Here is a 20,972-nt window from a genome sequence, read left to right as displayed (position 1 = left end):
TCACCGAACACTCTCTCCACGGCATCAACACCTCCCGGCAAAAACCGAAAAGTGTTACCTATGTGTCCGGTACAAATCGTCACCTATGTCTCGGGCCGCTCAAATGCGTGATGAAGATCAGGTCGAGCGCCTTCAGGCTGATGCCGGCATCGGTCAGCCCGCGCGTTACGCCCAGCCCGCAATCGACGACAAGGGTGCGGCCGCCAATCTCCAGCAGTGACGAACTCGGCCACGGCCCGCCCGGCCGCAGCGCGGGACCACCCTTCGAGCCAAGAAGGACCAGACGATCCGTCACGCGACGGCGCTCAAGACCAGTCGCCCTCGGGCGTGCCGTTGAAGCGCTTCTTCAGGCCGGCCCAGCAGTCGATGTAATTGTCCTGCCGGGTTTCGAGCTCGGCGCCATAGCGGGTCACCATCTGCGGAAAGCGTGTCTCGAACATGAAGGCCATGGTGTTGTCGAGCTTGACCGGTTTCAGCTCCGCGCGCGAGGCTTTTTCGAAGCCAGACGCATCGGGTCCGTGAGCCAGCATCATGTTGTGCAGACTGATGCCGCCGGGCACGAAGCCCTCTTCCTTGGCATCGTACTGACCATGTATGAGGCCCATGAACTCGCTCATGATGTTGCGGTGATACCAGGGCGGCCGGAAAGTGTTTTCCGCCACAAGCCAGCGCGGCGGGAAGATGACGAAATCGATATTGGCGGTGCCTTCCTCGCCGCTCGGCGCGGTCAGCACGGTGAAGATCGACGGATCGGGGTGGTCGAACAGGATTGCGCCGACCGGCGAGAAGGTCGCAAGATCATATTTGTAGGGCGAATAATTGCCGTGCCACGCCACGACATCCAGCGGCGAATGGTCGATCTCGGTGACATGGAACTGGCCACACCATTTCGCGATCAGCCGGCACGGTGTCTCCTTGTCCTCGAACCAAGCACAGGGCGTCTTGAAATCGCGCGGATTGGCCAGGCAATTGGCGCCGATGGGGCCACGATCCGGCAGCGTCAGCTTGGCGCCGTAATTCTCGCAGACATAGCCGCGCACTTCGGCATCCACCAGTTCGACCTTGAACACCAGACCACGCGGCAGCACGGCGATCTCGCCCGGCCTGAGTTCGATGACCCCCATCTCGGTGACGAAGCGCAAGGCTCCAACCTGCGGCACGACCAGCAACTCGCCGTCGGCGTTGAAGAAATGATCGTCGACCATCGAGCGGTTGGCGACGTAGACGTGTGCCGCCATGCCGGTCTGGCCGAGCACGTCGCCGGCGGTGGTGATCGAGCGCATGCCGGCAATGAAATCGGTCGGCTCCTTGGGCATCGGCACCGGGCTCCAGCGATACTGGCCGAGTGCGAGCTGGTGGTCGCCGACGTTCGGCGCGCTTTTCCAAAGCGGATAATTCGCCGCTTTGAAGCGACCGGTGTGCCTCACGCTCGGCCTTATCCGATAAAGCCAGGAGCGCTCATTGGTGCCGCGCGGCGCGGTGAAAGGAGAGCCCGAAAGCTGCTCGGCATAGAGGCCGTAGGCCGGCCGCTGCGGCGAGTTTCGCCCTTGCGGCAGCGAGCCCGGCAAAGTCTCGGTTTCGAAGTCATTGCCGAAACCCGGCATGTAGGAGTAGGCCATGGAACCCTCCCGAATTCATGGTCTCGGAGCATCGTTTGCGCATCCGCAAAGATGCTCCGGGTTGACCATACCGGTTTCATTTGTAACCATTGAAAATGTAACCATCAACGGTGATTTCGCCATGAGCCGCCAGCATCCCCAGTCAGGGCCAACCATGGAAATCCTTGAGCTGGAATCCTTCCTGCCTTACCGGCTCTATCGGCTTGCCGATGCCGTCAGCCGCGAATTCTCAAGGATATACAAGGACCGTCACGGACTGACCCGGCCCGAATGGCGCACGCTGGCCGGGCTTGGACAGCACGGCACCATGACGGCGACGGCGCTCGGCGAGCAATCGGCCATGCACAAGACCAAGATTTCGCGCGCGGTCGCCGAGCTCGAACGGCGCCGCTGGCTCAGCCGGACGCCTGACGAAAAAGACCGCCGTGTCGAGCATCTGGCGCTGACCAAGGCTGGCGTTGCCGCCTATCGCGAGATGGTGCCGCTGGCGAAGGAGTTCGAACGGGAATTGCTGGCAAGATTGAGCCCCGCCGAGCGTGTGGCCATTGTCGGCGGAGTGGCAGCACTGGAGGCGGCATTGGGGAAAAGCTAGGTTCCTGCCAGAATTACAGGCACCTTGGCGGAACAGCTTTCAGTTCGCACCGTGTTCCTTCGGGCCTTCACCAGTCCATGACCACCTTGCCGGAATTGCCGCTCTTCATCGCTTCGAAGCCGAAAATATAGTCGTCGATGCCGATGCGGTGGGTGATCAGGCCGCTGACATTGAGAGGACCCTGCACCAGCGCAATCATCTTGTACCAGGTCTCGAACATCTCGCGGCCGTAGATGCCCTTCAGATGCAGCATCTTGAAGATGACCTTGTTCCAGTCGATCTCGAAGCCGGTCGGCGCGATGCCGAGAATGGCGATCTTGCCGCCATTGTTCATGGTATCGATCATGTCGCGGAATGCCGGTGCGGCACCGGACATTTCAAGACCGACGTCAAAACCCTCGGTCATGCCGAGCGCCGGCATGATATCGCGCAGCTTTTCTTTCGAGGCGTCAACGACATGCTGGACGCCGAGCTTTTTTGCCAGTGCCAGGCGCACCGGGTTGATGTCGGTGATGACCACTTTTCGCGCGCCGACGCATTGCGCCACCAATGCGCCCATGATGCCGATCGGCCCGGCGCCGGTGACCAGCACGTCCTCGCCGACGAGGTCGAAAGATAGTGCGGTGTGAACCGCATTGCCCAGGGGATCGAAGATCGCGGCGATCTCGTCCGGCACGTCGTCGGGGATCGGCACGACATTGTGCTGCGGGATAGCCAGATATTCGCCGAAGGCGCCGGGGCGATTGACGCCGACGCCGAGCGTGTTGCGGCAAAGATGCCCCCTGCCCGCCCGGCAGTTGCGGCAATGGCCGCAGACGATGTGACCCTCGCCCGAAACGCGCTGGCCGACTTTGTATTCGGTCACCGCCGCGCCGAAATCGGCGACCGTACCAACGAATTCATGCCCGGTCACCATCGGCACCGGCACGGTCTTTTGCGCCCACTGGTCCCAATTGTAGATGTGGACGTCGGTCCCGCAGATCGCGGTCTTCCTGATCTTGATCAGCACGTCGTTGGGGCCGATCTCCGGCACCGGCACCTCTTCCATCCACATGCCCGGCTCGGCCTTGGCCTTCACCAGCGCCTTCATCATGTTCGACATTCTGCAGTCCCTTGAAGGTCTTGATCCGGAATCGCTTTTCGACTGCCGGTCATTCAGGAAATCACGCCGAGTTCGCGACCGACTGCGGCGAACGCCTCAACCGCACGGTCAATGTCGGCGCTGGAATGGGCGGCAGACATCTGCGTGCGGATGCGCGCCTGGCCCTTCGGCACCACCGGGAAGGAGAAGCCGATGACATAGATGCCGCGCTTGAGCATGCGCGCGGCCATTTCCTGCGCCAGCGTCGCGTCGCCCAGCATCACCGGGATGATCGGATGGTCGGCGCCGGCCAGCGTAAAGCCCAGCTTGCCCATCTCGGAGCGAAACCGCGCTGCGTTTGCATATAGGCGCTGACGCAATGCATCGCCATTGCGAATCAGCTCGAACACCCGGATCGAGGCGCCCGCGATCGCCGGCATCAGTGTGTTTGAGAAGAGGTAAGGACGCGAGCGCTGGCGCAGCCAGTCGACCACCTGCCTCTTACCAGAGGTGTAGCCCCCGGAAGCGCCGCCAAGCGCCTTGCCGAGCGTACCGGTGATGATGTCCACCCTGCCCTCGACGCCGCAATGCTCGGCCGAGCCGCGACCGTTCTTGCCGACGAAGCCGACCGCGTGGCTGTCGTCGACCATGACCATCGCATCGTATTTCTCGGCGAGATCGCACACGCCCCGAAGATTGGCGATGATGCCGTCCATCGAGAAGACGCCGTCGGTGGCGATCAGCCGGAACCGACAATCGCGCGCCTCTTTCAGCCGCGCTTCGAGATCGGCCATGTCGTTGTTGGCATAGCGGAAGCGCTTTGCCTTCGACAGCCGTACCCCGTCGATGATCGAGGCGTGGTTCAGCGCATCGGAGATGACCGCATCCTCTTCGCCGAGCAGCGTCTCGAACAGGCCGCCATTGGCGTCGAAGCAGGAGCCATAGAGGATAGTGTCCTCCATGCCGAGGAAATCAGAAATGGTCGCCTCGAGCTGCTTGTGTTCCTCCTGTGTGCCGCAGATGAAGCGCACCGACGCCATGCCATAGCCGTAACGATCGAGCGCCTGCTTGGCCGCCTCGCGCAGTTCGGCGCTGTCGGCGAGGCCGAGATAATTATTGGCGCAGAAATTCAGCACCTTCTCGCCGTCCACCTCGATCTCGGCCGATTGGGTCGAGGTTATCACCCGCTCGGATTTATAGAGACCTGCCGATTTCAGCCCTTCAAGCTCGCTGTCGATGTGGGAGAGGAATGCTGCGGTCATGATCAGGCCCTGTTGAGATCGATGAGGACTGTCGCGCCGCGCGGACGAAAAATCCATCGCAAAAGCGACCGCTTCGGTGGCGGCAATGGCACGGCAGAGGCCGCGATGTTCAAATGCGGAGGTGCTGCGAAAGATTGCAATAACCACTTTGCGGATTTCCCGCCACGGTCGCCGCTGTCGGCCTGTTGCTGTCCTAACCTGTTAACACTTTGAAGCCAAAGGTTGTCGCACAAGAATTCGTTGGCGAGAGGGCCGACTCAGAAAATGTCGCAGCAGCCGGTGCACGCCGTTTCAGGCAGGCTCATACTCCTCATCAAATCGGGCTACTGGCTGGCTCTGCTGATCATCGCCGCCATGGTCGTGGCCTCCTTCATCCTGCTGCAACAGATGATGGCGGCCCAGCAACACAACCAGGCGCTGCTCGATGTGGTCAGCACACAAAAAGCCCTGTCGCAACGCATCGTCTTCCTTGCCGGCGCGACCGGTACCGCCTCACGCGACCAGCAGCCGGCCCTGATCAGCGCGCTCAAGCAAGCGACGGTAGAGTTCGAGAAGAACTACGATCTGCTGCTCGAGCGGACCGCCGCCGATCCGGCGTCGCCGGCAAGGTTCGATCCCAAATCGATCGAGAGCGTGCTTTTCGCCAAGCCGTTCCATCTCGACTATTTCTCGGTCGGGCTTATCGCCAACGGCGAACGCCTGATCTCGTCATTCGAATCGCGGCTCAACATGGCCGGCAATGGTGGCTACAAGGGCGGAGAGGAGCGCGTCAACCTGAACGCTTCCGTTGCCAACGCAACATTGTCGGGCTATGCCGCACTTGGCCAGCGCATCAGCGCCTTTGCAGACCGCCGATCCGAAACACTTCTCGAGCTTAACCGCACATTGTTCTACTCGACCATGGGCGTCATCGTGCTGGTGGCGCTTTTCATTTTCAGGCCGATGTCGAACGCCATCCTGCGCAGGACGCGTGAGCTGGTCGATGCGCGCAATTCCATGGCCTTTATTGCCGTGCATGACGGGCTGACCGGCCTGCACAACCGCACCTTCCTGACCGAGCATTTCGATACGTTGATCAATGCCGCGCAGCGACGGCGTGAACGGGTTGCCGTGGTGCAGTTCGATCTCGACCGGTTCAAGCAGATCAACGACACGTTCGGCCACGCCGCCGGCGATTATGTGCTGGTGACGGCTGCGCAACGCATGCGTGGTTCGTGCCGTACGTCGGATCTCAACGTGCGTCTCGGAGGCGATGAATTCGTCGTCGTCCTCAACGACGCCGGCAGCACCGAGGACATCGATATCGTCGCCAGACGCATGCTGGCCAAACTCAATGAACCGGTCATATTCCGAGGCACGACGATCCATCCGGGCGTAAGTGCGGGGATTGCGGTCTATCCTGTCGACGCCGACAATGCGCAGGATCTGCTCGTCCATGCCGATCTGGCGTTGTATTCCGCCAAGAAGCAGGGCGGCGGCAGTTTGTCGTTCTTCTCCGATGAGCTGAGGCGCGAACTCGACAACCGAAAGCAGCTCGAGCTCGACATCAGGGTCGCCATCTCGGAGAAGGCGTTCGAAGTCTATTTCCAGCCGCAGGTGTCGCTGTCGGACGGCACCATCAGTGGCATCGAAGCTTTGGCTCGCTGGAGGCATGCCGAACGCGGCATGATCGCGCCGGGCGAGTTCATTTCAATCGCGGAAAAATGCGGCTTGATGTCCGAGATTGGCCGCATCGTCATTGCCAAGGCGATCAACGAAGCAGCCGAATGGAACCGCGCAGGCATCGGCTTCGGCCGGATCGCCGTCAACGTGTCCGGTTCGGAGCTGCGCGAGACAGATTTCGAAGTCTTCCTGTTCGGGACGCTGGAAAGGACCGGCCTGCCCGCGCACAAACTATCGCTGGAGATCGTCGAATCCGTCATTCTCGACGACGAGAAGACCGGTATCGCGGCAAAGCTGCGGCACATCCGCGCCGCCGGCATCCATCTTGAGCTCGATGATTTCGGCACCGGCTACGCATCGCTCAGCCATGTCAATCCAAACGAGATCGACCGGCTGAAGATCGACCGCCGCTTCGTCCAGAACATCAACGAGAACAGCGGCAACAACAAGATCGTGCGTGCCCTGACCGAGCTCGCCCGCGGTCTCGGCATCTCGATCGTCGCCGAGGGCCCCGAAACCGAAGCCGAGCTCGACTCGCTGATGGCGATCGGCTGCGACCAGGTGCAAGGCTATTCCATCGCTTTCCCGATGCCGCCGGACAGGGTGCGTGAATGGCTGGTGGCACGGACGCCGAAAAAGGCCAGGCTGACAGTGCTGCAGGGCAGCCGGGCGTAGATCCGTCATGGTTCGGCCTTGCGAACCGACCTGATGGGCCGAGGCGGAAGGTCATCCTCATTACCGGGAAATGCTGCCAGCAATTGTCCAAAGCTGGGCACACGCGCCAGCTTTTCATAGTCCTGGAACGACAGAATGACCGCCTGCTTGCGGCCACGCCGGGTGATGACGGCCGGTTCTCCCGCGATGACCTGATCGAGCACCGCCGAGAGTTTAGCCCTGGCATCCTTCAGCGAAATTTCGCGCATGGCGTCTTCCTAGCCTAATTTCTAGCTCTCGACATTGGCCCGCAGCGCAGCCAGCACCTGTGCAAACTCCGCCAGCCTGTCGTCGGACAGCCCTTTCCGCAGCCGTTTGTCGAAGGCTAACGCGGCCGTGCGCAATTTCAGGAACAACGCCTCTCCGGCCTGGGTCAGCTCCACCTGGTGAACCCGGCGGTTCTCGGGATCGCGGCGGCGCATCAGCAGGCCCTGCGTCTCCATGGCGTTGAGATGGTGGGTCAGCGTTGCGCCCCGAATGCCGATCATGCCGGCGAGCTCGCGTTGGTTGGCCAGCTCCCGCGACTTGACCGACAGCAAAGTGACCCAGACCGGCAGCGTGCCGCCGGCTTCGACCAAGGCAGCGTCGAAAGCCTGCGCGACCAGCTTGGCGGTGCGGGCGAGATTCATCCCGATCGGCGGGCGGTGAAAGGGCGTCATGATCCGACACTAGAACAAGGGCAAAGCCGATGGAACCGGCTCGAGCTTATGCGTTGACATCTAATCATTTGATATCTATCAATATGCCTAGCGGTGGGCAAGATAGGAAATGCGGTCATGCAATATGTCTACATCATCGTCCTCGGCCTTCACGTCATGGCGGGTGTGTTCTGGGCCGGCACCACCATCGCGGTTGCCCGCGAACCGGAGATCAGGGCGGAACGTTTCTTCCGGCCGCAAATGGGCGCGGCCGGCGTGGTTTTCCTCACAGGCTTGCTGCTGTGGTATTTCTTCCACAACGGCTCTTTCGGCTCGATGGAGAGGGTGTTGGCGCTCGGCATCTTGACTGCCTTGATTGCCGGCGGGGTTCAGGGCGCACTGGTGGGTTCCGCCAGCAGGCAGTTGGCCGGCGCCGATGCGGCGAAGCAAACCCAGTTGCGCGCCAAGATGACAAAAGGCGAACGCATCGCCGGCGGCCTGCTGGTCATCACCGTGTTCTGCATGGCCACCGCCAGGATGTTTTGAACGTCCTGCCGCAATCGCAAGATCGTACGGTGCCCGGCGATGGCCGGCGGCGTGCGCGGCGCGCAGCCCGGACCAAAGTACCGTGGTGGCTCTCCGTACGGAGGTTCGGCTGCGCGCCACCAATCAATCCAAAATATTCCTCAGATCCGCAAGCCGAACCTGATGCCGTCATAGATTGCGGCATGGATGTTACGCGAGGCAACTGCGTCGCCGATGCGGAAGAGCACGAAGCCACTTTGCGGATTGCGCACGGGGAAGATGTCGCCGCCATTGACCAGTTTTTCGTAATCGATCGCGCCGGCGTTCTTCGACAGCGGCTTCAGCGCCAGATAGAGATCGTCGAGTGGCAGCGTGCCATGCTCGACCACCACCTGGTCGACGCGCCGCTCGCCGCGCCAGCCATCGGCGAAGTCGGAGGCGAGCTCGGCGATCAGCTGGTTGCCCTCGCGCCGCACAGAACGTAGCCGTGTGTTGATGGTCACCGTGACACCCTTTTCCTGGAAGGCGCGCATGTAGGGCACATGGTTCATGCCGCCCATTTCCGGCGCGAAGAAGCGCTCCGGTGAAACCAGCTCCAGCCTGGCACCGCTATTGGCGATCAGTTCGGCGGCACCCATGCCCTGATGGCCGCCATTGTCGTCATAGAGCAGCACGTTCTCGGCCGGCTTGACGCTGCCGGCCATGATGTCCCAGCTCGAGGTGACGAGATCGTCGCCCGCTGTCAGAGGCGGGTTCTGCGGCAGGCCGCCGGTGGCGATCACCACCGCGTCCGGCGACAGCGCCAGCACGTCGTCCGTCTCCGCCCATTTATCGTAGCGGATCTCGACGCCGAGCCGGTCGAGTTCGGCCAGACGCCAGTCGATGATGCCGATCAATTCCTTGCGGCGCGGGTTCTGCGTTGCCAGCCGCACCTGGCCGCCGGCCTGGCTCGATGCTTCCAGCACCGTCACCTGGTGCCCACGTTCGGCGGCGACCCGCGCCGCCTCCAGCCCGCCGGCGCCGGCGCCGACGACGACCACCTTCCGCTTCGGTCCCTCGGTTTTCGGAATAATATGCGGTATCGACGCCTCGCGGCCCGTCGCCGCATTGTGGATGCACAGTGCCTCACCGCCCTCATAGATGCGGTCGAGGCAATAGGTGGCGCCGACGCAAGGACGGATCTCGTGCTCGCGGCCCTCCATCACTTTTTTGACGATATGCGGGTCGGCAATGTGGGCACGCGTCATGCCGACCATGTCGAGCTTGCCGGTGGCGATGGCGTGGCGCGCGGTGGCGACGTCGGAAATCCGCGCCGCATGGAAGGTCGGGAATTTCGTCGCCGCTCTCACCTCCCCTGCGAAGTCGAGATGTGGTGACGAGCGCATGCCGGTCACCGGGATGACCTTGGTCAGCGCGGCATCGGTCTCGATCGAGCCACGGATGATGTTGAGGAAATCGACCTTGCCGGATTCGGCCAGCCGCCTGGCGATTTCGACGCCCTCCTGTTTCGACAGGCCTTTCTCGAAATCCTCGTCGGCGACCATGCGGATGCCGACGACGAATTTTTGGCCGACCGCCGCCCGCACCGCGTCGAGCACCATGCCGGTGAAGCGCAAGCGGTTGTCGAGCGAGCCACCGAAATCATCGTCGCGCTGGTTGGTGGCCGGCGACCAGAAGCCGTCCATCAGGTGGCCGTAGGCCTCGAATTCGATGCCATCGAGGCCGGCAGCCTGGCAGCGCTGGGCGGCAGCGGCATAGTCGGCGACGATGCGCTCGATGTCCCAGTCCTCGATAGTCTTGGGAAAGGCGCGATGCGCCGGTTCGCGCACCGGCGAGGCCGACAGCACCGGCAGCCAGTCGGCCTTGTTCCAGCCGGTACGGCGGCCGAGATGGGTGATCTGGATCATCACCTTGCAATCGTGCTCGTGGCAGGCGTCGGTCAGCTCAGCGAGCCAAGGCACGATGCGGTCGTCATAGACATGCAGATTGCCGAAGGCGGCCGGGCTGTCGCGCGAGACGATCGCCGAACCGGCGGTCATGGTCAGCGCCATGCCGCCCTTGGCCTTTTCGGCATGGTAGAGCCGGTACCGCTCTTTCGGCATGCCGTCCTCTGAATAGGCCGGCTCATGGCTGGTCGACATCACCCGGTTCTTCAGCGTCAGATGCTTGAGCTGATAGGGCTGGAGGAGCGGGTCGTTGCTAGTCATCGTCTTCCTGCTGTTTCAAATTGTGCTAATGAGCGGCAAATTTTTGTTTTTACGCATGTCGCTGTCCCAAAATCGCTGCGCAGTTTTGGGCGACATGCAGCAAGGAACCTGCTCATGACCGATACGAAAAACCTCACCCAGCTCGGCACCTACGTCGAGGCGCCACAGAGCCCTGAAGCGGCAGTCCTGGAAACCGTGCCGTTTTCGCGCGGCGACGGCCCGCCCGCCATCGTTCGCTTCACCTGCCCGGAATTCACCTCGCTCTGCCCGGTCACCGGCCAGCCGGACTTCGCCCATATCGTCATCGACTACGCACCCGATGCGCTGCTGGTGGAATCGAAGTCGCTCAAGCTGTTCATGACCTCGTTTCGCAACCATGGCGCCTTCCACGAAGAATGCACCGTCATGATCGGCCGCCGCATCATCGCCGCGACCAAGCCATTGTGGTTGCGCATCGGCGGCTACTGGTATCCGCGGGGCGGCATTCCGATCGACGTGTTCTGGCAAACCGGCGCACCGCCGGAAGGTGTGTGGCTGCCCGACACCGGCGTCGCCCCCTATCGCGGGCGCGGCTAATCGGACGGAGCGGCTCAACTGATCCCGGTCCGGCACAGGTTGGTCTCCAGGAAAGGCATCACCGCGTCGCGGTACCGCTGTTGGTCATACCGATAGAGATCAACATGCCGCGCGCCGTCGAACCACACCAGCTTTGCGTGAGCGCCTGCCGCATCTTTCAAAGCCAGTGTCTGGCTGCGAGCGACAAACGGATCCGAATTGCCTGCTAGCAGCAAGATCGGCCGATCAATAGTGCCGATGCGATCGACCGGCCTGACATCATCTACCCCGAAGCCAAGGCGGAGCTGCATCTGCGCCAAGAGGACGGTCGCCTGTACGTCGCGTAACATAGGCAAGGGCGCTCGCAACGCCGTGGTTTCCAGCAAAGTCGCGTAGAGCTGCTCCAGGACATAGGCATCGGCATGCTCCTGCTGAGCGCCAAACACAAAAGCAGCCGCACCAAGCGACGAACCGATGGCCGCCACCTTGCGACCAGGGAAGCGTTGCCGCGCAAAGGCGAGGATGCGACTGGCGTCCTGCCGTTCGATGTAACCAAAGCCTCTGATATCGCCGCCGCTTTCGCCATGTCCCGAGAGATCGAACAGCACGATCGAGTAGCCGCTTTCGAAAAGCAGCTTCGCTCTTGGAACCATGGCCAGCTTGTTTGAACCGCGTCCGTGTAACAGCACGATTGTTCCGCAACTGTCCTGCCGATCCGCCACCCAACCGGCAAGGTCGGGCGCGCCCTCCTGCTTCAGAACGCTGCGCTCCACCGGCAACCCCACAGGCAGCGTGAAGCTTTGCTGAGGCACGCGGGCCACCGCGCGGCTTCCTGCCTCCCAGCTGACAGCGCAGGCCAGGACGCAAACCGCCGCGAATAAAGCAACCACGACAGGACCTCTTCTCATCGAACGGTCACGTGCACTTCGCATCAGTTGAGCGGCAGCCGCCGGTAGCGGCTGGGATTGTTCGGATCGCTGAAATGGTGCATCGGCCCATGTTCGGCGAAGTGGCTCGCCCAGCGCTTCATCGAAGCCGGATCGAGTTCGACGCCCAGGCCATGCCCCTCCGGCACACGCACCGTATTGCCGGTCTGCCGGAATGGGCCGTCCTTGATGACATCGCCGATCTGCCAGCGAAACAGCGACTGCGATGCTTCGGTGATCCACGGTGTCGCCGCCACGACGTGCAAATAGGCCGATGTCATGATGCCGAGATCGTTCGAATAGCACCAGAACCCCTTGCCCATCGCCTCACAGGCGGCGATGAATTTCAGAGTTTTCGACAATCCGCCGAGTGCTGCGAAATTGCAGACGAAGTAATCCGGCGCACCGAGCGCGACTGCCCGCCTGAGATCCGGGATGTGCGTGGAGAACGGAATGCGCGAATGCTGGCGCAGCGCCGCCATCTCCTCGAAGGTCGCGACCGGATCCTCGTAATTGCGGATGTTGAACGGCTCGATCTCGCGCAGTACCCAGCGCGCTGTGGTTAGCGACCACTGCATGTTGGAATCGAGTTTGATCTGCGCCTTGTCGCCAAGCGCCTCGCGCAGCATGCGCACTGTCCTGATCTCGAGCTCGGGATCGCCCATTATCAGCTTGCCCTCGAAGATCGTCGAGCCGTGCTGTTCTCGCATGCCGAGACAGTAGTCGACGATCGCTTCGGCGGTCATCTCGCCGCCGGCTCCGCCTTGAGCGGGGCGAAAGGCGAAATATTCCGAAAACGGAATGTCCTTGCGCACCGCGCCGCCGAGCAGCTTATAGAGCGGCATACCGAAGACCTTGCCTCTTATATCCCACAGCGCCAGTTCGACGGCGCCGAACGCCACCGTGGCTGCGTTCTCGCCGGTGTTGGCGGTGATCTGCCAGGGCGGCACACAGCGCGCCTCGCAGTCGGCGATGTCGAGCGGATCGGCGCCAATCAGCGCCGGCGCGATCTCGGCCTTGATCACCTCGCCGAAATGCCACCATGGCGCCTCGCCCAGTCCGACCACGCCTTCGTCCGTCTCGACCTCGATGATCGATTTCGAGGCGCCGCCGTAGAGACCAGCCGTCCACCAGAACGGAGCATCGAGCGGGACGTTGACGTGGGTGACGCGGATGTTGGTGATCTTCATCGGTTCCGTTCTCACTCACACTGGTATTGGCTTAGCGCCCATTCGCCGGTCACCGAGAGAAGGTCCGATATCTTCCAGTCGCCATCGACTTTCCTGAATTTCCACTCCAGCCGGTGCGGGTTGCCGGCGACGACGAAGGCGACGACGACCTTGGCCTCGTCGCCCTTGATCGCTTCGATGGTCTTCAGGCTTTTGTCGATCTCCGCCTTGTCGTATTCGGAATTGTCGAGCGCCATGTTGGGATCGAGGCATTCGCCCTGCCCCGACTTCCGCAGCGCGTCGCTCTTGTCGAGCACCGACTTTGCCGGGTCGGTGAAATGGCCCCGCTGAGCCGGATCGACCTCGAGCCCGGCATGCTCGTAGAACGGCTTCACCACCGCGGTCGGCGAGCCCGGCTGCACGGGTGTGGCCGGCGCGTTTTCTGGCGGCGGCAACACTGCCGGCGGAGGTGCCGCACTGTCGGCCGGAGCGTTTGCGGGCGGCGCGCCGAACAGGCCCTGAGCGGCGGCGCTGCTCAATCCGGTCAGCAGGCACGCAGTCGCCAAAAGCCAGGGATGGCAGCGGAGCACGGCATCACTCCGGCGACTGCCCGGCCAGGCATTCGAGCGCGCTGAGTGTCCAACCGCTGGTCTTCGAGGTAATGTCGGCGACCTTCCACTGGCCGTCGATCTTCTTCAACGACCAGACCATTTCGCGTTTGGAATCATCCCCTTCCGGGAAAAGGTTGAAGGTCGCCGTCACCTCGGCGCTGTCGCCATCCAGCGTTTCGGCCAGCGTCAGCGTCTTGGCCACGGTCTTTTCGTCATAGTCCTGCGCATCGAGACCAGGGGCGAAGTCGATGCAGGGAACTTCATCCGGATGGTTCTTTGCCGCATTGTCGTTCAGTTCGAACAGTTTCGTCACCGGTGCGGTGAAGCGGTCGCGATATTGTGCATCGGCCTCGAATTTGACCGACGGGACATAGAAGAACTTCACGGCGTTGGCAGCGGGGCCGGCAAACGCGGCCGCCGGCAAGGCCATCGAAAGCGCGGCAACAAAAAGTGGCAGTTTCATGCGTGTCCCCGATTGTTCACTGACGGAAGCTATCAGTACCACGCATCTTGCCCGTCGGCTTTCTTGCGGTCCATGAAATCCTGCAACGCGTCCTTTGCTGGCAACTCAGGCGTTCAGCCAGACGTTCTGGAGATCCATCTCGAAGGTTTGGTGGACACCGTAGTTCTTCACCTTCTCGTTCATGTGGCTGAACAGCTTCTGCCAAAACGGCTGAATGATGACGCCCGAATCCTGCAGGATCTGCTCGATGTCCTTCATGACCTCGCGGCGCTTCTCGACGTCGATGAGCGAGAGAGCCTGCTTGAGCTTGGCGTCAAAATCAGGGTTCGAGTAGCCGGTTTCGTTCCAGGCCTCGCCGGTGCGATAGCCGAGCGCCAACACCTGGACGCCAAGCGGGCGCATGTACCAGATGGTCATGGAATAAGGATATTTCGTCCAGTCGTTCCAGAAGGTCGAACCCGGCAGCACCGTGCGTTTCACTTTGATCCCGGCATCGCGCAACTGGCCGGCAATCGCGTCGCCGGTGTTCTTTTGCCAATCGTCCTCGACGGTGATCAGTTCATGCTCGAAGTCGGCCTGCCCGGCCTCCGCCATCAGCTTCTTGGCGCCCGCGGCGTCGCGTGTCTTCTTGGGCAGCGCGTAGTATTCCGGATGAATCGGGCTGACGTGGTGATTTTCACCCACGGTGCCTCGCCCGGCATAGCCAAGTTCGAGCACCGCATTGTTGTCGACGGCCATCTGGAGGGCGTTGCGGACCCGCTTGTCATCGTAGGGTTTGTGCGTGATGTTGGTGCGGGCATCGAGCGTGGTCGCTGTCGCGACCTCCGATTTCACCAGCCCCATCTTGTCGAGGATGTCAATGAAGTCGGCAGGCGTCTCGAAGTTGAGATCGATTTCGCCGGAGTCGAATGCATTTATCGAGGCGTTGAAATCGGTTCCGTAGTCGATGAATTCGACGCCGTCGAGAAGCGCTTCACCACCCCACCATTTGCCAGTCTCACGACGTTTGACGACCGCTTTCTGGCCGACCGCATAAGACACCAGTTCGAACGGCCCGGTGCCAATCGGCTTCTCGATCGGATTGGCGCCGTCGGCGTCGAAGTTGCGATGGACCACCAGCGCCGGATAGTCGGTGAAGTTCGGGATCAGCGAGATGTCCGGTTCGTTCAGCTTCAGCTTCACCGTGTTGTCGTCGACCTTGGTGATCGCTCCTTCCCTGGCCTTGCCGGTCTTTGCATCAATCAGCGCACCAACGCGCGCGGCCATCGAATTGCCGGCGGCAGCCTTCTCGCACCAGCGCGTCAGATTGTAGACCACATCTTCGGCGCTAAAAGCATCGCCGTTGTTCCAGGCGATGCCCTTGCGAACATGCAGCACGTATTCGGTGGCGTCGTCGTTGACCTCCCAGCTTTCGAGCAGAACCGGCTCGAATGTAAACTGGCGGGTGTAGCGGACAAGCGGCTCCAGCCAGCAGCGTGAAATATTCGCGAGTTCCACCCAGTCGTAGGTGCGCGGATCCTTCTGCGCCTTCACCGACATCGAAACGTGCAGCGTGCCGCCTTTCTTCGGCTCTTCAGCCAAGGCCCGTTCTGGCACGGCAAGATCGATCATGCCGTAGGCAAGGGCCGTCGATGCTCCGAAGGCGCTTGCCAGCGCCAGAAACTCGCGTCGGTCGACACGACCTGCACGAGCCTCGCTGGCCATCGCTTCGATGGCGCTCGGTACGCGATCGCCGTTGCTTCTGAAGAGTGTCATTTTTTCCTCCGTTATGGTTCCCATCGGGTCTTCGCCCGTTATCAACTAACGCTGTCCGGCAGTTTCTCCTCGCGCCGCGCAATCAAATCTTTGAGACCATCGGCGATGCCCTCATCGAGCTTCGGCTCCTCGTAATCGGCGAGCATGTTGCGCGCTTTCTCGCGGCCGCGGGTATCGTGGTCCTTTGCTCCTTCCGCCTTCCACTGTTCGAACGAATTGAAGTCCATGATGCTCGGTATGAAGAAGGCGGACTCGAAATGTTCGAGCGTGTGCTGGGTGCCGAGGAAATGGCCCTGCGGTCCGACCTCGCGGATCGCAGCCATAGCCTCCTTGAAATCGTCGAATGGCAGCCCGCCAGCATATTTGTACCAGCCGACAAGCTGCTCGCAGTCGGTGGCAAATTTCGAATAGCCGCAGGTCAGGCCGGCCTCGAGCCAGCCGGCGGAGTGCCAGATGTAGTTGGCGCCGGCAAGGATGGCGGCATGCATCAGCATGTTCGCCTCGTAGCCCGCCTGGGCGTCGTTCAGCTTCGAGCCGACATGGAAACCGGACGTGCGCCACGGCAGCCGATACTTCCGCGCCAGCGCGCCCATGAGATACATCATCTGGGCCGCCTCCGGCGTGCCGCCCATGGGAGCGCCGGTCTTCATGTCGACCGTCACCATGAACTGTCCGTAGATCTGCGGCGAACCCGGACGCAACAGCTGTGTGAACGCGACGCCCGCCAGCGCTTCGGCATTGACCTGCGCGACCGCACCGACGGCAGAGGCCGAAGTCGAGGCGCCACAAAGGGCGAAGGGCGCGAGGATCAGCGGCTGGTTGTGGCGCGCATAGACTTTCATCGCGTCCAGCATGGTGGCATCCCAGACCAGCGGCGAATTGCAGTTGGTGATCGCAACCAGCACCGGGTTGTCGCGGACATAGTCCTCGCCGAACACGATGCCCGCCATCGCCATCGTGTCTTCGGCCCGATCCCTGGACGTCACGATGCCCATGAACGGCTTGTCGGAGTGCTTAAGCGCCGAATGTATGATGTGGAGATGACGCTTCGGCACTGGAATTTCCATCGGCTCGCAAATGATCGAGCTCGACGAATGCAGCGCCGGCGCCATGTAGGCGAGCTTGTGGAAATTGTTGAGGTCGGCGAGTGTGCCGTAGCGCCTGTTGTTGTCGAGGTCGCGAACGTAAGGCGCGCCATACATCGGCACGAAGATGGAGTTGTTGCCACCCACATGTACCGAACGCTGGGGATTCCTCGCATTGAGCGTAAATTCCGACGGGACCTTCGAGATGAGCTCCATGAGCAGGGCGCGGTCGATGCGGACCCTCGTCTCCGAGACATCGGCGCCCGCCGCCTTCCACATTGCGATCGCCTCGTCGTCGCGGAACTCGCATCCCACCTCTTCGAGGATCGAGAGCGATTCCTGGTGGATCAGCTCCACCGCCTCGTCCGGAACCATCTGATACACCGGAATCTTGCGGACCAGGGTCGGAAATGACGCAACGGGTGCGCCTCGCAGCGCCTTGCGCCCCAGGCGGCCACCCGCGCGACGATTGGTGTGTTCGCTCACTTCAACGGCCGGTGCGTTCATGGAGGCTCCATCTTCCTGTCTCGACCAATCTAGCCAGACAAAATGCAGCTGTGACGCTGGAAAATCCTGATCTCTTGTATAAGGTCAGCTTATGCGAAGCTTGCGCCACCTGCTGCCGTCGGCGGGCAGCCTGATCGTTTTCGAGGCCGCCGGGCGGCTGTCGAGCTTTACCGCCGCCGGACGGGAGCTCGGCATGACGCAGGCTGCCGTGTCCTATGCGATCCGCGGGCTCGAAGAACAGCTCGGTGCCAAACTCTTCCAGCGCCGCCACCGGCAAGTCAGCCTTACCGAGGCCGGCGACCGCTTCCATGCCGACGTCTCGCTCGGCCTGTCGCACATTCGCAAGTCGGCGGAGGATCTGCGCCAGATCGCCGTCGGCGCGCATGTGACGCTCGCCGCCTCGACCGCCTTCGCCTCATTCTGGATGATGCCGCGCCTGCAGCAGTTTCGCGACGAATTGCCGGGCATCGACCTGCGCATCCAGACCGCCGACCGCGATCTCGACATCATCGCCGAGGACATCCCGCTCGGCGTCCGCGGCGGCGAGCCCAGGGAATGGCCGGATTATCATTCCCTGCCGCTGGCCGATGAAGTGATATTCCCCGTCGCCGGCGCGAGTTATGTGGCCCGGTTCGGGCTGCCGGAGCGTGTCGCGGACCTTCAATCGCACCGCCTCATCCATCTCGAAGAGCCGTTTCGCGAGGCCGCGAGCTGGGACGAGTGGTTCGCCTCGGCCGGTGTCGACATCGCCGATGCCGGACGTGGCTTGCGCATCAACGACTATGCGCTGGTGATCCAGGCAGTCATGGAAGGGCAAGGCATCGCGCTCGGCTGGGGTCACCTCGCCGAGCGGCTGCTGGCATCAGGGCTGCTGGTGCGCGTCACCGGCCACGCGATGACGACCGGCAAGGGCTTTCATGTCATCTGGTCGAGGAACCGCGAGCTCAGCGACAACGCCCGCAAGGTGCGGGATTGGCTGGCAGCGCAGGCGTGATGCCGATAAATGCCCGGTCAAACCGTCACGACGATCTTGCCGAATTGTTCGTTCGCTTCTAGATAACGATGTGCCTCGACGATCTGGTCGAACGGAAAGGTTCTGGCGATTGCCGGCTTCAGCGAACCCGAGCTTAGTCCGTCAAGGATGAACGCCTTGGCGGCCTGCAGCCGGACCGGATCGCGCACGATCTCATGCATGAGATAACCGCGCAGCGTCAGTGTCTTCGCCAGCACTGCAGGTAGCGGAAAGGGTGTCCGGTCGAGGCTCAATCCGCCATATTCGATGAGAATGCCACCCGGTGCCATCGCTGCCGTCAGAGGCTCGAAAATCGGACCGCCGACGGCGTCGAACACCACGCGCACGCCGTCCGGGCCGGCGATTTGCTTCAGCCTGGCTTCCAGATCCTCCTCTGCCGAAGCGATGACGTGGGCCGCGCCGAACGCAACCAAAGCCCGCTTCTTGGCGGACGTCCGTGTGACCGCGATCGGGGTCGCGCCAATCAGGTTGGCAATCTGGGTCGCCGCAAGTCCGACGCTGCTCGATGCCGCGGTGATGACGACAACGTCCTCCCTGCCAAGTTTGGCAATGTCGATCAGCGCACCATAGGCCGTGAGATATTGCATCCACGCGGCGGCGGCCTCTTCCCAGCTCAGCGCCGGCGGGTGCTTGACGACGAGCTCGGCGGGGTATGTGGCAATCTCACCATAGGCAGGCCAGCGGACCATCGACAATGGCGGCACGATGCTGACGGCATCGCCCGGCGCAAAACCGCTCACGCCTTCGCCCACCATCTCGACGAGGCCAGCGGCCTCAAGCCCAAGACCGGAAGGCAACGGCGCAGTCTGGATATATCTGCCTGAACGGAGCAGCGCCTCGGCCCGGTTGAGACCCAACGCCTTGACACGGATCTGGACCTCGCCTCGCCCGGGCGCAGGCATGTCGACATTCTCGATGCGCAGAACCTCGGGACCACCAAGCTCATGAAAACGAACGACACGCGTCATCGGTCACAACTCCAAAATATTTGAACTGAATCACCTATGCCAGCGGCGATCAGGCGGATAAATAGCCGCTTGAGTAGATCAGCAGAAACTATAGGTTTTGAATATGGATCGCCTTACGAGCATGGCCGTGTTCGTCAAAGCCGTCGATCTGGGCTCGTTCGCGGCCGCGGCGGCCGCTCTCGATCTGTCCGGGCCGATGGTCGGCAAGCATGTCCGGTTTCTCGAGGAGCGCCTGAGCGTGCGCCTCATCAACCGGACCACGCGCCGCCAAAGCCTGACGGATTTCGGGCGCGCCTATTACGAACGCTGCCGGCTGGTGCTTGCCGAAGCGGAGGCCGCGGATGCACTCGCCGCCGACCAGCTTGCCGAACCGCGCGGAAAGCTGCGCGTGCTCATGCCGGTGCATTTCGGCCGGCGCTGCGTTGCCCCGATCCTGTTCGGGCTTGCGCAGCAATATCCGGCGCTGGAACTTGACCTGTCGTTCAGCGACGCCCTCGCCGACCTCGCCGAGGACGGCTGCGATCTTGCCATTAGAACGGGCGACCTGGAGGACCAGGCCGGGGTAATGGCGCGTCGCATCGCGCGCCAGCACATGGTCGTCTGCGCGTCGCCGTCCTATCTCGACCGCCACGGCCAGCCGCAGGAAATAGATGACCTGGGCCGCCATCACGCGATCATCTACCGCCGTTCCGGGCGCGCCGTTCAGCCGTGGCTGTTTCCGCGCAACGGCCAGCCCGCGATGGAGATCCGGCCCGTCAGCAGATTCCGGCTCGACGATCTCGATGCCATCGCCGATGCCGCGGCCGCCGGCATGGGGCTCGCCTGGCTGCCGTACTGGCTGGTTCGCCAGCGCATCCAGGCGGGCGCGCTTGTCCTGCTATTGCCGGAACAATCCCGGTTTCTCTACGACGTTCATGCCCTTTGGCTGCAGACGCCACATCTGCCGATGAAAGTCCGCCTTGCCGTCGACGCACTGGCGGCAGCGCTGCCCAAGCTCATGACTTGAAGTGCACGGTCGCGGTCAGCTACGCGGATTTCCTCGAGAACGACCCGACGATTGAACAATAATCTATATGGTAAGATTTCGAATATACAGGAGGTAAACCAGAACAACTGTTAGCGATATTGAAATAATCGTCCAAATAGTGAACAAAATTACTCTTGCAATACGACTCTTTCGACGCTGTATCCATCGAGCGAACTTTACCATTAAGTAATCTAGGATGACGTCCAAATGTCGCCTCCAACGGCCATTCGCTTCAGATTTTGGCCTTCGCCCGACTAAATCCACTAAGTCAATTGGGGGCCAAGCCCATTCACTTCAACAATATTCCTATCTCTACATCGTGGCGGGACAGCACCCCCCTCTGGCCTGCCGGCCATCTCCCCCGCAAGGGGGGAGATTGGCGGTTCATGCGTCCCGCCAACCTTTGAGACATTGGAGACTGGCGGAGGCCGAGGCGACATCCGATCTCCCCCCTTGCGGGGGAGATGGCCGGCAGGCCAGAGGGGGGTGGGACGGAGCGCAACGGAGCAGTCTCCCTGCCTTGCAACAATCAACGCTATTCTCCCCCTCCCGCATCGGCCACGAATCCGCCTA

At 61.9% G+C, this 20,972-nt stretch carries 19 protein-coding genes and 1 pseudogene; 6 read left to right on the top strand and 14 right to left on the bottom strand.

Going from position 1 to position 20,972, the window contains the following annotated elements:
• Window positions 1-100: 100 nt before the first annotated feature.
• Both NKJ84_RS30700 and hmgA read right to left on the bottom strand, forming a co-directional pair.
• Window positions 101-295: pseudogene (locus NKJ84_RS30700) on the bottom strand (MBL fold metallo-hydrolase); the annotation flags it as partial.
• A 10-nt stretch (window positions 296-305) separates the two neighbouring features.
• A complete protein-coding gene (gene hmgA / locus NKJ84_RS30695) occupies window positions 306-1,619 on the bottom strand; it encodes a homogentisate 1,2-dioxygenase (protein ID WP_352509591.1) in 1,314 nt (437 codons plus the stop codon).
• A gap of 154 nt (window positions 1,620-1,773) precedes the next feature.
• Here hmgA and NKJ84_RS30690 point away from each other — a divergent pair, with 154 nt between their 5' ends.
• The gene (locus tag NKJ84_RS30690; RefSeq protein ID WP_352509589.1) at window positions 1,774-2,211 is read left to right on the top strand and encodes a MarR family winged helix-turn-helix transcriptional regulator; all 438 of its coding nucleotides are present in this window, start codon (window positions 1,774-1,776) and stop codon (window positions 2,209-2,211) included.
• A gap of 67 nt (window positions 2,212-2,278) precedes the next feature.
• On the opposite strand, the gene tdh is transcribed toward NKJ84_RS30690, so the two are convergent.
• Window positions 2,279-3,313, bottom strand: a complete 1,035-nt coding sequence (gene tdh / locus NKJ84_RS30685) for an L-threonine 3-dehydrogenase (protein WP_352509588.1) — start codon at window positions 3,311-3,313, stop codon at window positions 2,279-2,281.
• A gap of 53 nt (window positions 3,314-3,366) precedes the next feature.
• The gene (locus tag NKJ84_RS30680) at window positions 3,367-4,554 is read right to left on the bottom strand and encodes a glycine C-acetyltransferase (protein ID WP_352509587.1); all 1,188 of its coding nucleotides are present in this window, start codon (window positions 4,552-4,554) and stop codon (window positions 3,367-3,369) included.
• Window positions 4,555-4,818: 264 nt separating this feature from the next.
• Here NKJ84_RS30680 and NKJ84_RS30675 point away from each other — a divergent pair, with 264 nt between their 5' ends.
• Window positions 4,819-6,891 carry a putative bifunctional diguanylate cyclase/phosphodiesterase gene (locus NKJ84_RS30675; RefSeq protein ID WP_352509586.1) on the top strand — a complete coding sequence of 691 codons (2,073 nt, stop codon included), beginning with the start codon at window positions 4,819-4,821 and terminating at the stop codon, window positions 6,889-6,891.
• Window positions 6,892-6,896: 5 nt separating this feature from the next.
• On the opposite strand, the gene NKJ84_RS30670 is transcribed toward NKJ84_RS30675, so the two are convergent.
• Complete coding sequence (locus NKJ84_RS30670; protein ID WP_352509585.1) at window positions 6,897-7,139, bottom strand: type II toxin-antitoxin system Phd/YefM family antitoxin; 243 nt, start codon at window positions 7,137-7,139, stop codon at window positions 6,897-6,899.
• 21 nt (window positions 7,140-7,160) lie between these two features.
• The gene (locus NKJ84_RS30665) at window positions 7,161-7,589 is read right to left on the bottom strand and encodes a MarR family winged helix-turn-helix transcriptional regulator (RefSeq protein ID WP_352509583.1); all 429 of its coding nucleotides are present in this window, start codon (window positions 7,587-7,589) and stop codon (window positions 7,161-7,163) included.
• Between the two features lie 117 nt (window positions 7,590-7,706).
• Here NKJ84_RS30665 and NKJ84_RS30660 point away from each other — a divergent pair, with 117 nt between their 5' ends.
• Entirely contained in the window at window positions 7,707-8,114 is a 408-nt protein-coding gene (locus NKJ84_RS30660) for a hypothetical protein (protein WP_352509581.1), read from the top strand.
• Between the two features lie 140 nt (window positions 8,115-8,254).
• On the opposite strand, the gene NKJ84_RS30655 is transcribed toward NKJ84_RS30660, so the two are convergent.
• On the bottom strand, window positions 8,255-10,300 hold the full coding sequence (locus tag NKJ84_RS30655; protein WP_352509580.1) for an oxidoreductase: 2,046 nt from the start codon (window positions 10,298-10,300) through the stop codon (window positions 8,255-8,257).
• Window positions 10,301-10,414: 114 nt separating this feature from the next.
• Between NKJ84_RS30655 and queF the strand changes: the two genes are divergently transcribed.
• Complete coding sequence (gene queF / locus NKJ84_RS30650) at window positions 10,415-10,876, top strand: preQ(1) synthase (protein ID WP_352509579.1); 462 nt, start codon at window positions 10,415-10,417, stop codon at window positions 10,874-10,876.
• A gap of 14 nt (window positions 10,877-10,890) precedes the next feature.
• On the opposite strand, the gene NKJ84_RS30645 is transcribed toward queF, so the two are convergent.
• The 6 genes from NKJ84_RS30645 to NKJ84_RS30620 form a co-directional block, all read right to left on the bottom strand.
• Window positions 10,891-11,676: an alpha/beta hydrolase gene (locus NKJ84_RS30645; protein ID WP_352509578.1), complete on the bottom strand. Its 786-nt coding sequence runs from the start codon at window positions 11,674-11,676 to the stop codon at window positions 10,891-10,893.
• Between the two features lie 110 nt (window positions 11,677-11,786).
• Entirely contained in the window at window positions 11,787-12,971 is a 1,185-nt protein-coding gene (locus NKJ84_RS30640) for a mandelate racemase/muconate lactonizing enzyme family protein (protein WP_352509577.1), read from the bottom strand.
• 11 nt (window positions 12,972-12,982) lie between these two features.
• On the bottom strand, window positions 12,983-13,540 hold the full coding sequence (locus NKJ84_RS30635) for a hypothetical protein (RefSeq protein WP_352509576.1): 558 nt from the start codon (window positions 13,538-13,540) through the stop codon (window positions 12,983-12,985).
• A 4-nt stretch (window positions 13,541-13,544) separates the two neighbouring features.
• Window positions 13,545-14,024, bottom strand: a complete 480-nt coding sequence (locus NKJ84_RS30630) for a DUF3828 domain-containing protein (protein WP_352509574.1) — start codon at window positions 14,022-14,024, stop codon at window positions 13,545-13,547.
• A gap of 105 nt (window positions 14,025-14,129) precedes the next feature.
• Window positions 14,130-15,779 carry an ABC transporter substrate-binding protein gene (locus NKJ84_RS30625; RefSeq protein ID WP_352509572.1) on the bottom strand — a complete coding sequence of 550 codons (1,650 nt, stop codon included), beginning with the start codon at window positions 15,777-15,779 and terminating at the stop codon, window positions 14,130-14,132.
• A 41-nt stretch (window positions 15,780-15,820) separates the two neighbouring features.
• The gene (locus tag NKJ84_RS30620; protein ID WP_352509571.1) at window positions 15,821-17,371 is read right to left on the bottom strand and encodes a trimethylamine methyltransferase family protein; all 1,551 of its coding nucleotides are present in this window, start codon (window positions 17,369-17,371) and stop codon (window positions 15,821-15,823) included.
• 91 nt (window positions 17,372-17,462) lie between these two features.
• On the opposite strand from NKJ84_RS30620, the gene NKJ84_RS30615 reads away from it, so the two are divergent.
• Window positions 17,463-18,365, top strand: a complete 903-nt coding sequence (locus NKJ84_RS30615) for a LysR substrate-binding domain-containing protein (RefSeq protein ID WP_352509569.1) — start codon at window positions 17,463-17,465, stop codon at window positions 18,363-18,365.
• A 17-nt stretch (window positions 18,366-18,382) separates the two neighbouring features.
• On the opposite strand, the gene NKJ84_RS30610 is transcribed toward NKJ84_RS30615, so the two are convergent.
• Window positions 18,383-19,372, bottom strand: coding sequence for a zinc-dependent alcohol dehydrogenase family protein (locus NKJ84_RS30610; RefSeq protein WP_352509568.1), 990 nt, complete (start codon window positions 19,370-19,372; stop codon window positions 18,383-18,385).
• 103 nt (window positions 19,373-19,475) lie between these two features.
• On the opposite strand from NKJ84_RS30610, the gene NKJ84_RS30605 reads away from it, so the two are divergent.
• Window positions 19,476-20,378 carry a LysR family transcriptional regulator gene (locus NKJ84_RS30605; protein ID WP_352509566.1) on the top strand — a complete coding sequence of 301 codons (903 nt, stop codon included), beginning with the start codon at window positions 19,476-19,478 and terminating at the stop codon, window positions 20,376-20,378.
• The last annotated feature ends 594 nt before the right edge of the window (window positions 20,379-20,972 follow it).

The organism is Mesorhizobium sp. M0048 (assembly GCF_040323405.1).
In the GTDB taxonomy this organism is placed as follows: domain Bacteria; phylum Pseudomonadota; class Alphaproteobacteria; order Rhizobiales; family Rhizobiaceae; genus Mesorhizobium.
This window is presented reverse-complemented; position numbering and strand designations above follow the sequence as displayed.

Coding starts and splice junctions, on each gene's coding strand:
- NKJ84_RS30630 (WP_352509574.1), bottom strand. CDS start 14,024: ATGAAACTGCCACTTTTTGTTGCCGCGCTTTCGATGGCCTTGCCGGCG.
- NKJ84_RS30660 (WP_352509581.1), top strand. CDS start 7,707: ATGCAATATGTCTACATCATCGTCCTCGGCCTTCACGTCATGGCGGGT.
- NKJ84_RS30675 (WP_352509586.1), top strand. CDS start 4,819: ATGTCGCAGCAGCCGGTGCACGCCGTTTCAGGCAGGCTCATACTCCTC.
- NKJ84_RS30665 (WP_352509583.1), bottom strand. CDS start 7,589: ATGACGCCCTTTCACCGCCCGCCGATCGGGATGAATCTCGCCCGCACC.
- NKJ84_RS30620 (WP_352509571.1), bottom strand. CDS start 17,371: ATGAACGCACCGGCCGTTGAAGTGAGCGAACACACCAATCGTCGCGCG.
- NKJ84_RS30615 (WP_352509569.1), top strand. CDS start 17,463: ATGCGAAGCTTGCGCCACCTGCTGCCGTCGGCGGGCAGCCTGATCGTT.
- NKJ84_RS30610 (WP_352509568.1), bottom strand. CDS start 19,372: ATGACGCGTGTCGTTCGTTTTCATGAGCTTGGTGGTCCCGAGGTTCTG.
- NKJ84_RS30680 (WP_352509587.1), bottom strand. CDS start 4,554: ATGACCGCAGCATTCCTCTCCCACATCGACAGCGAGCTTGAAGGGCTG.
- NKJ84_RS30690 (WP_352509589.1), top strand. CDS start 1,774: ATGGAAATCCTTGAGCTGGAATCCTTCCTGCCTTACCGGCTCTATCGG.
- tdh (WP_352509588.1), bottom strand. CDS start 3,313: ATGTCGAACATGATGAAGGCGCTGGTGAAGGCCAAGGCCGAGCCGGGC.
- NKJ84_RS30670 (WP_352509585.1), bottom strand. CDS start 7,139: ATGCGCGAAATTTCGCTGAAGGATGCCAGGGCTAAACTCTCGGCGGTG.
- NKJ84_RS30625 (WP_352509572.1), bottom strand. CDS start 15,779: ATGACACTCTTCAGAAGCAACGGCGATCGCGTACCGAGCGCCATCGAA.
- hmgA (WP_352509591.1), bottom strand. CDS start 1,619: ATGGCCTACTCCTACATGCCGGGTTTCGGCAATGACTTCGAAACCGAG.
- queF (WP_352509579.1), top strand. CDS start 10,415: ATGACCGATACGAAAAACCTCACCCAGCTCGGCACCTACGTCGAGGCG.
- NKJ84_RS30605 (WP_352509566.1), top strand. CDS start 19,476: ATGGATCGCCTTACGAGCATGGCCGTGTTCGTCAAAGCCGTCGATCTG.
- NKJ84_RS30640 (WP_352509577.1), bottom strand. CDS start 12,971: ATGAAGATCACCAACATCCGCGTCACCCACGTCAACGTCCCGCTCGAT.
- NKJ84_RS30655 (WP_352509580.1), bottom strand. CDS start 10,300: ATGACTAGCAACGACCCGCTCCTCCAGCCCTATCAGCTCAAGCATCTG.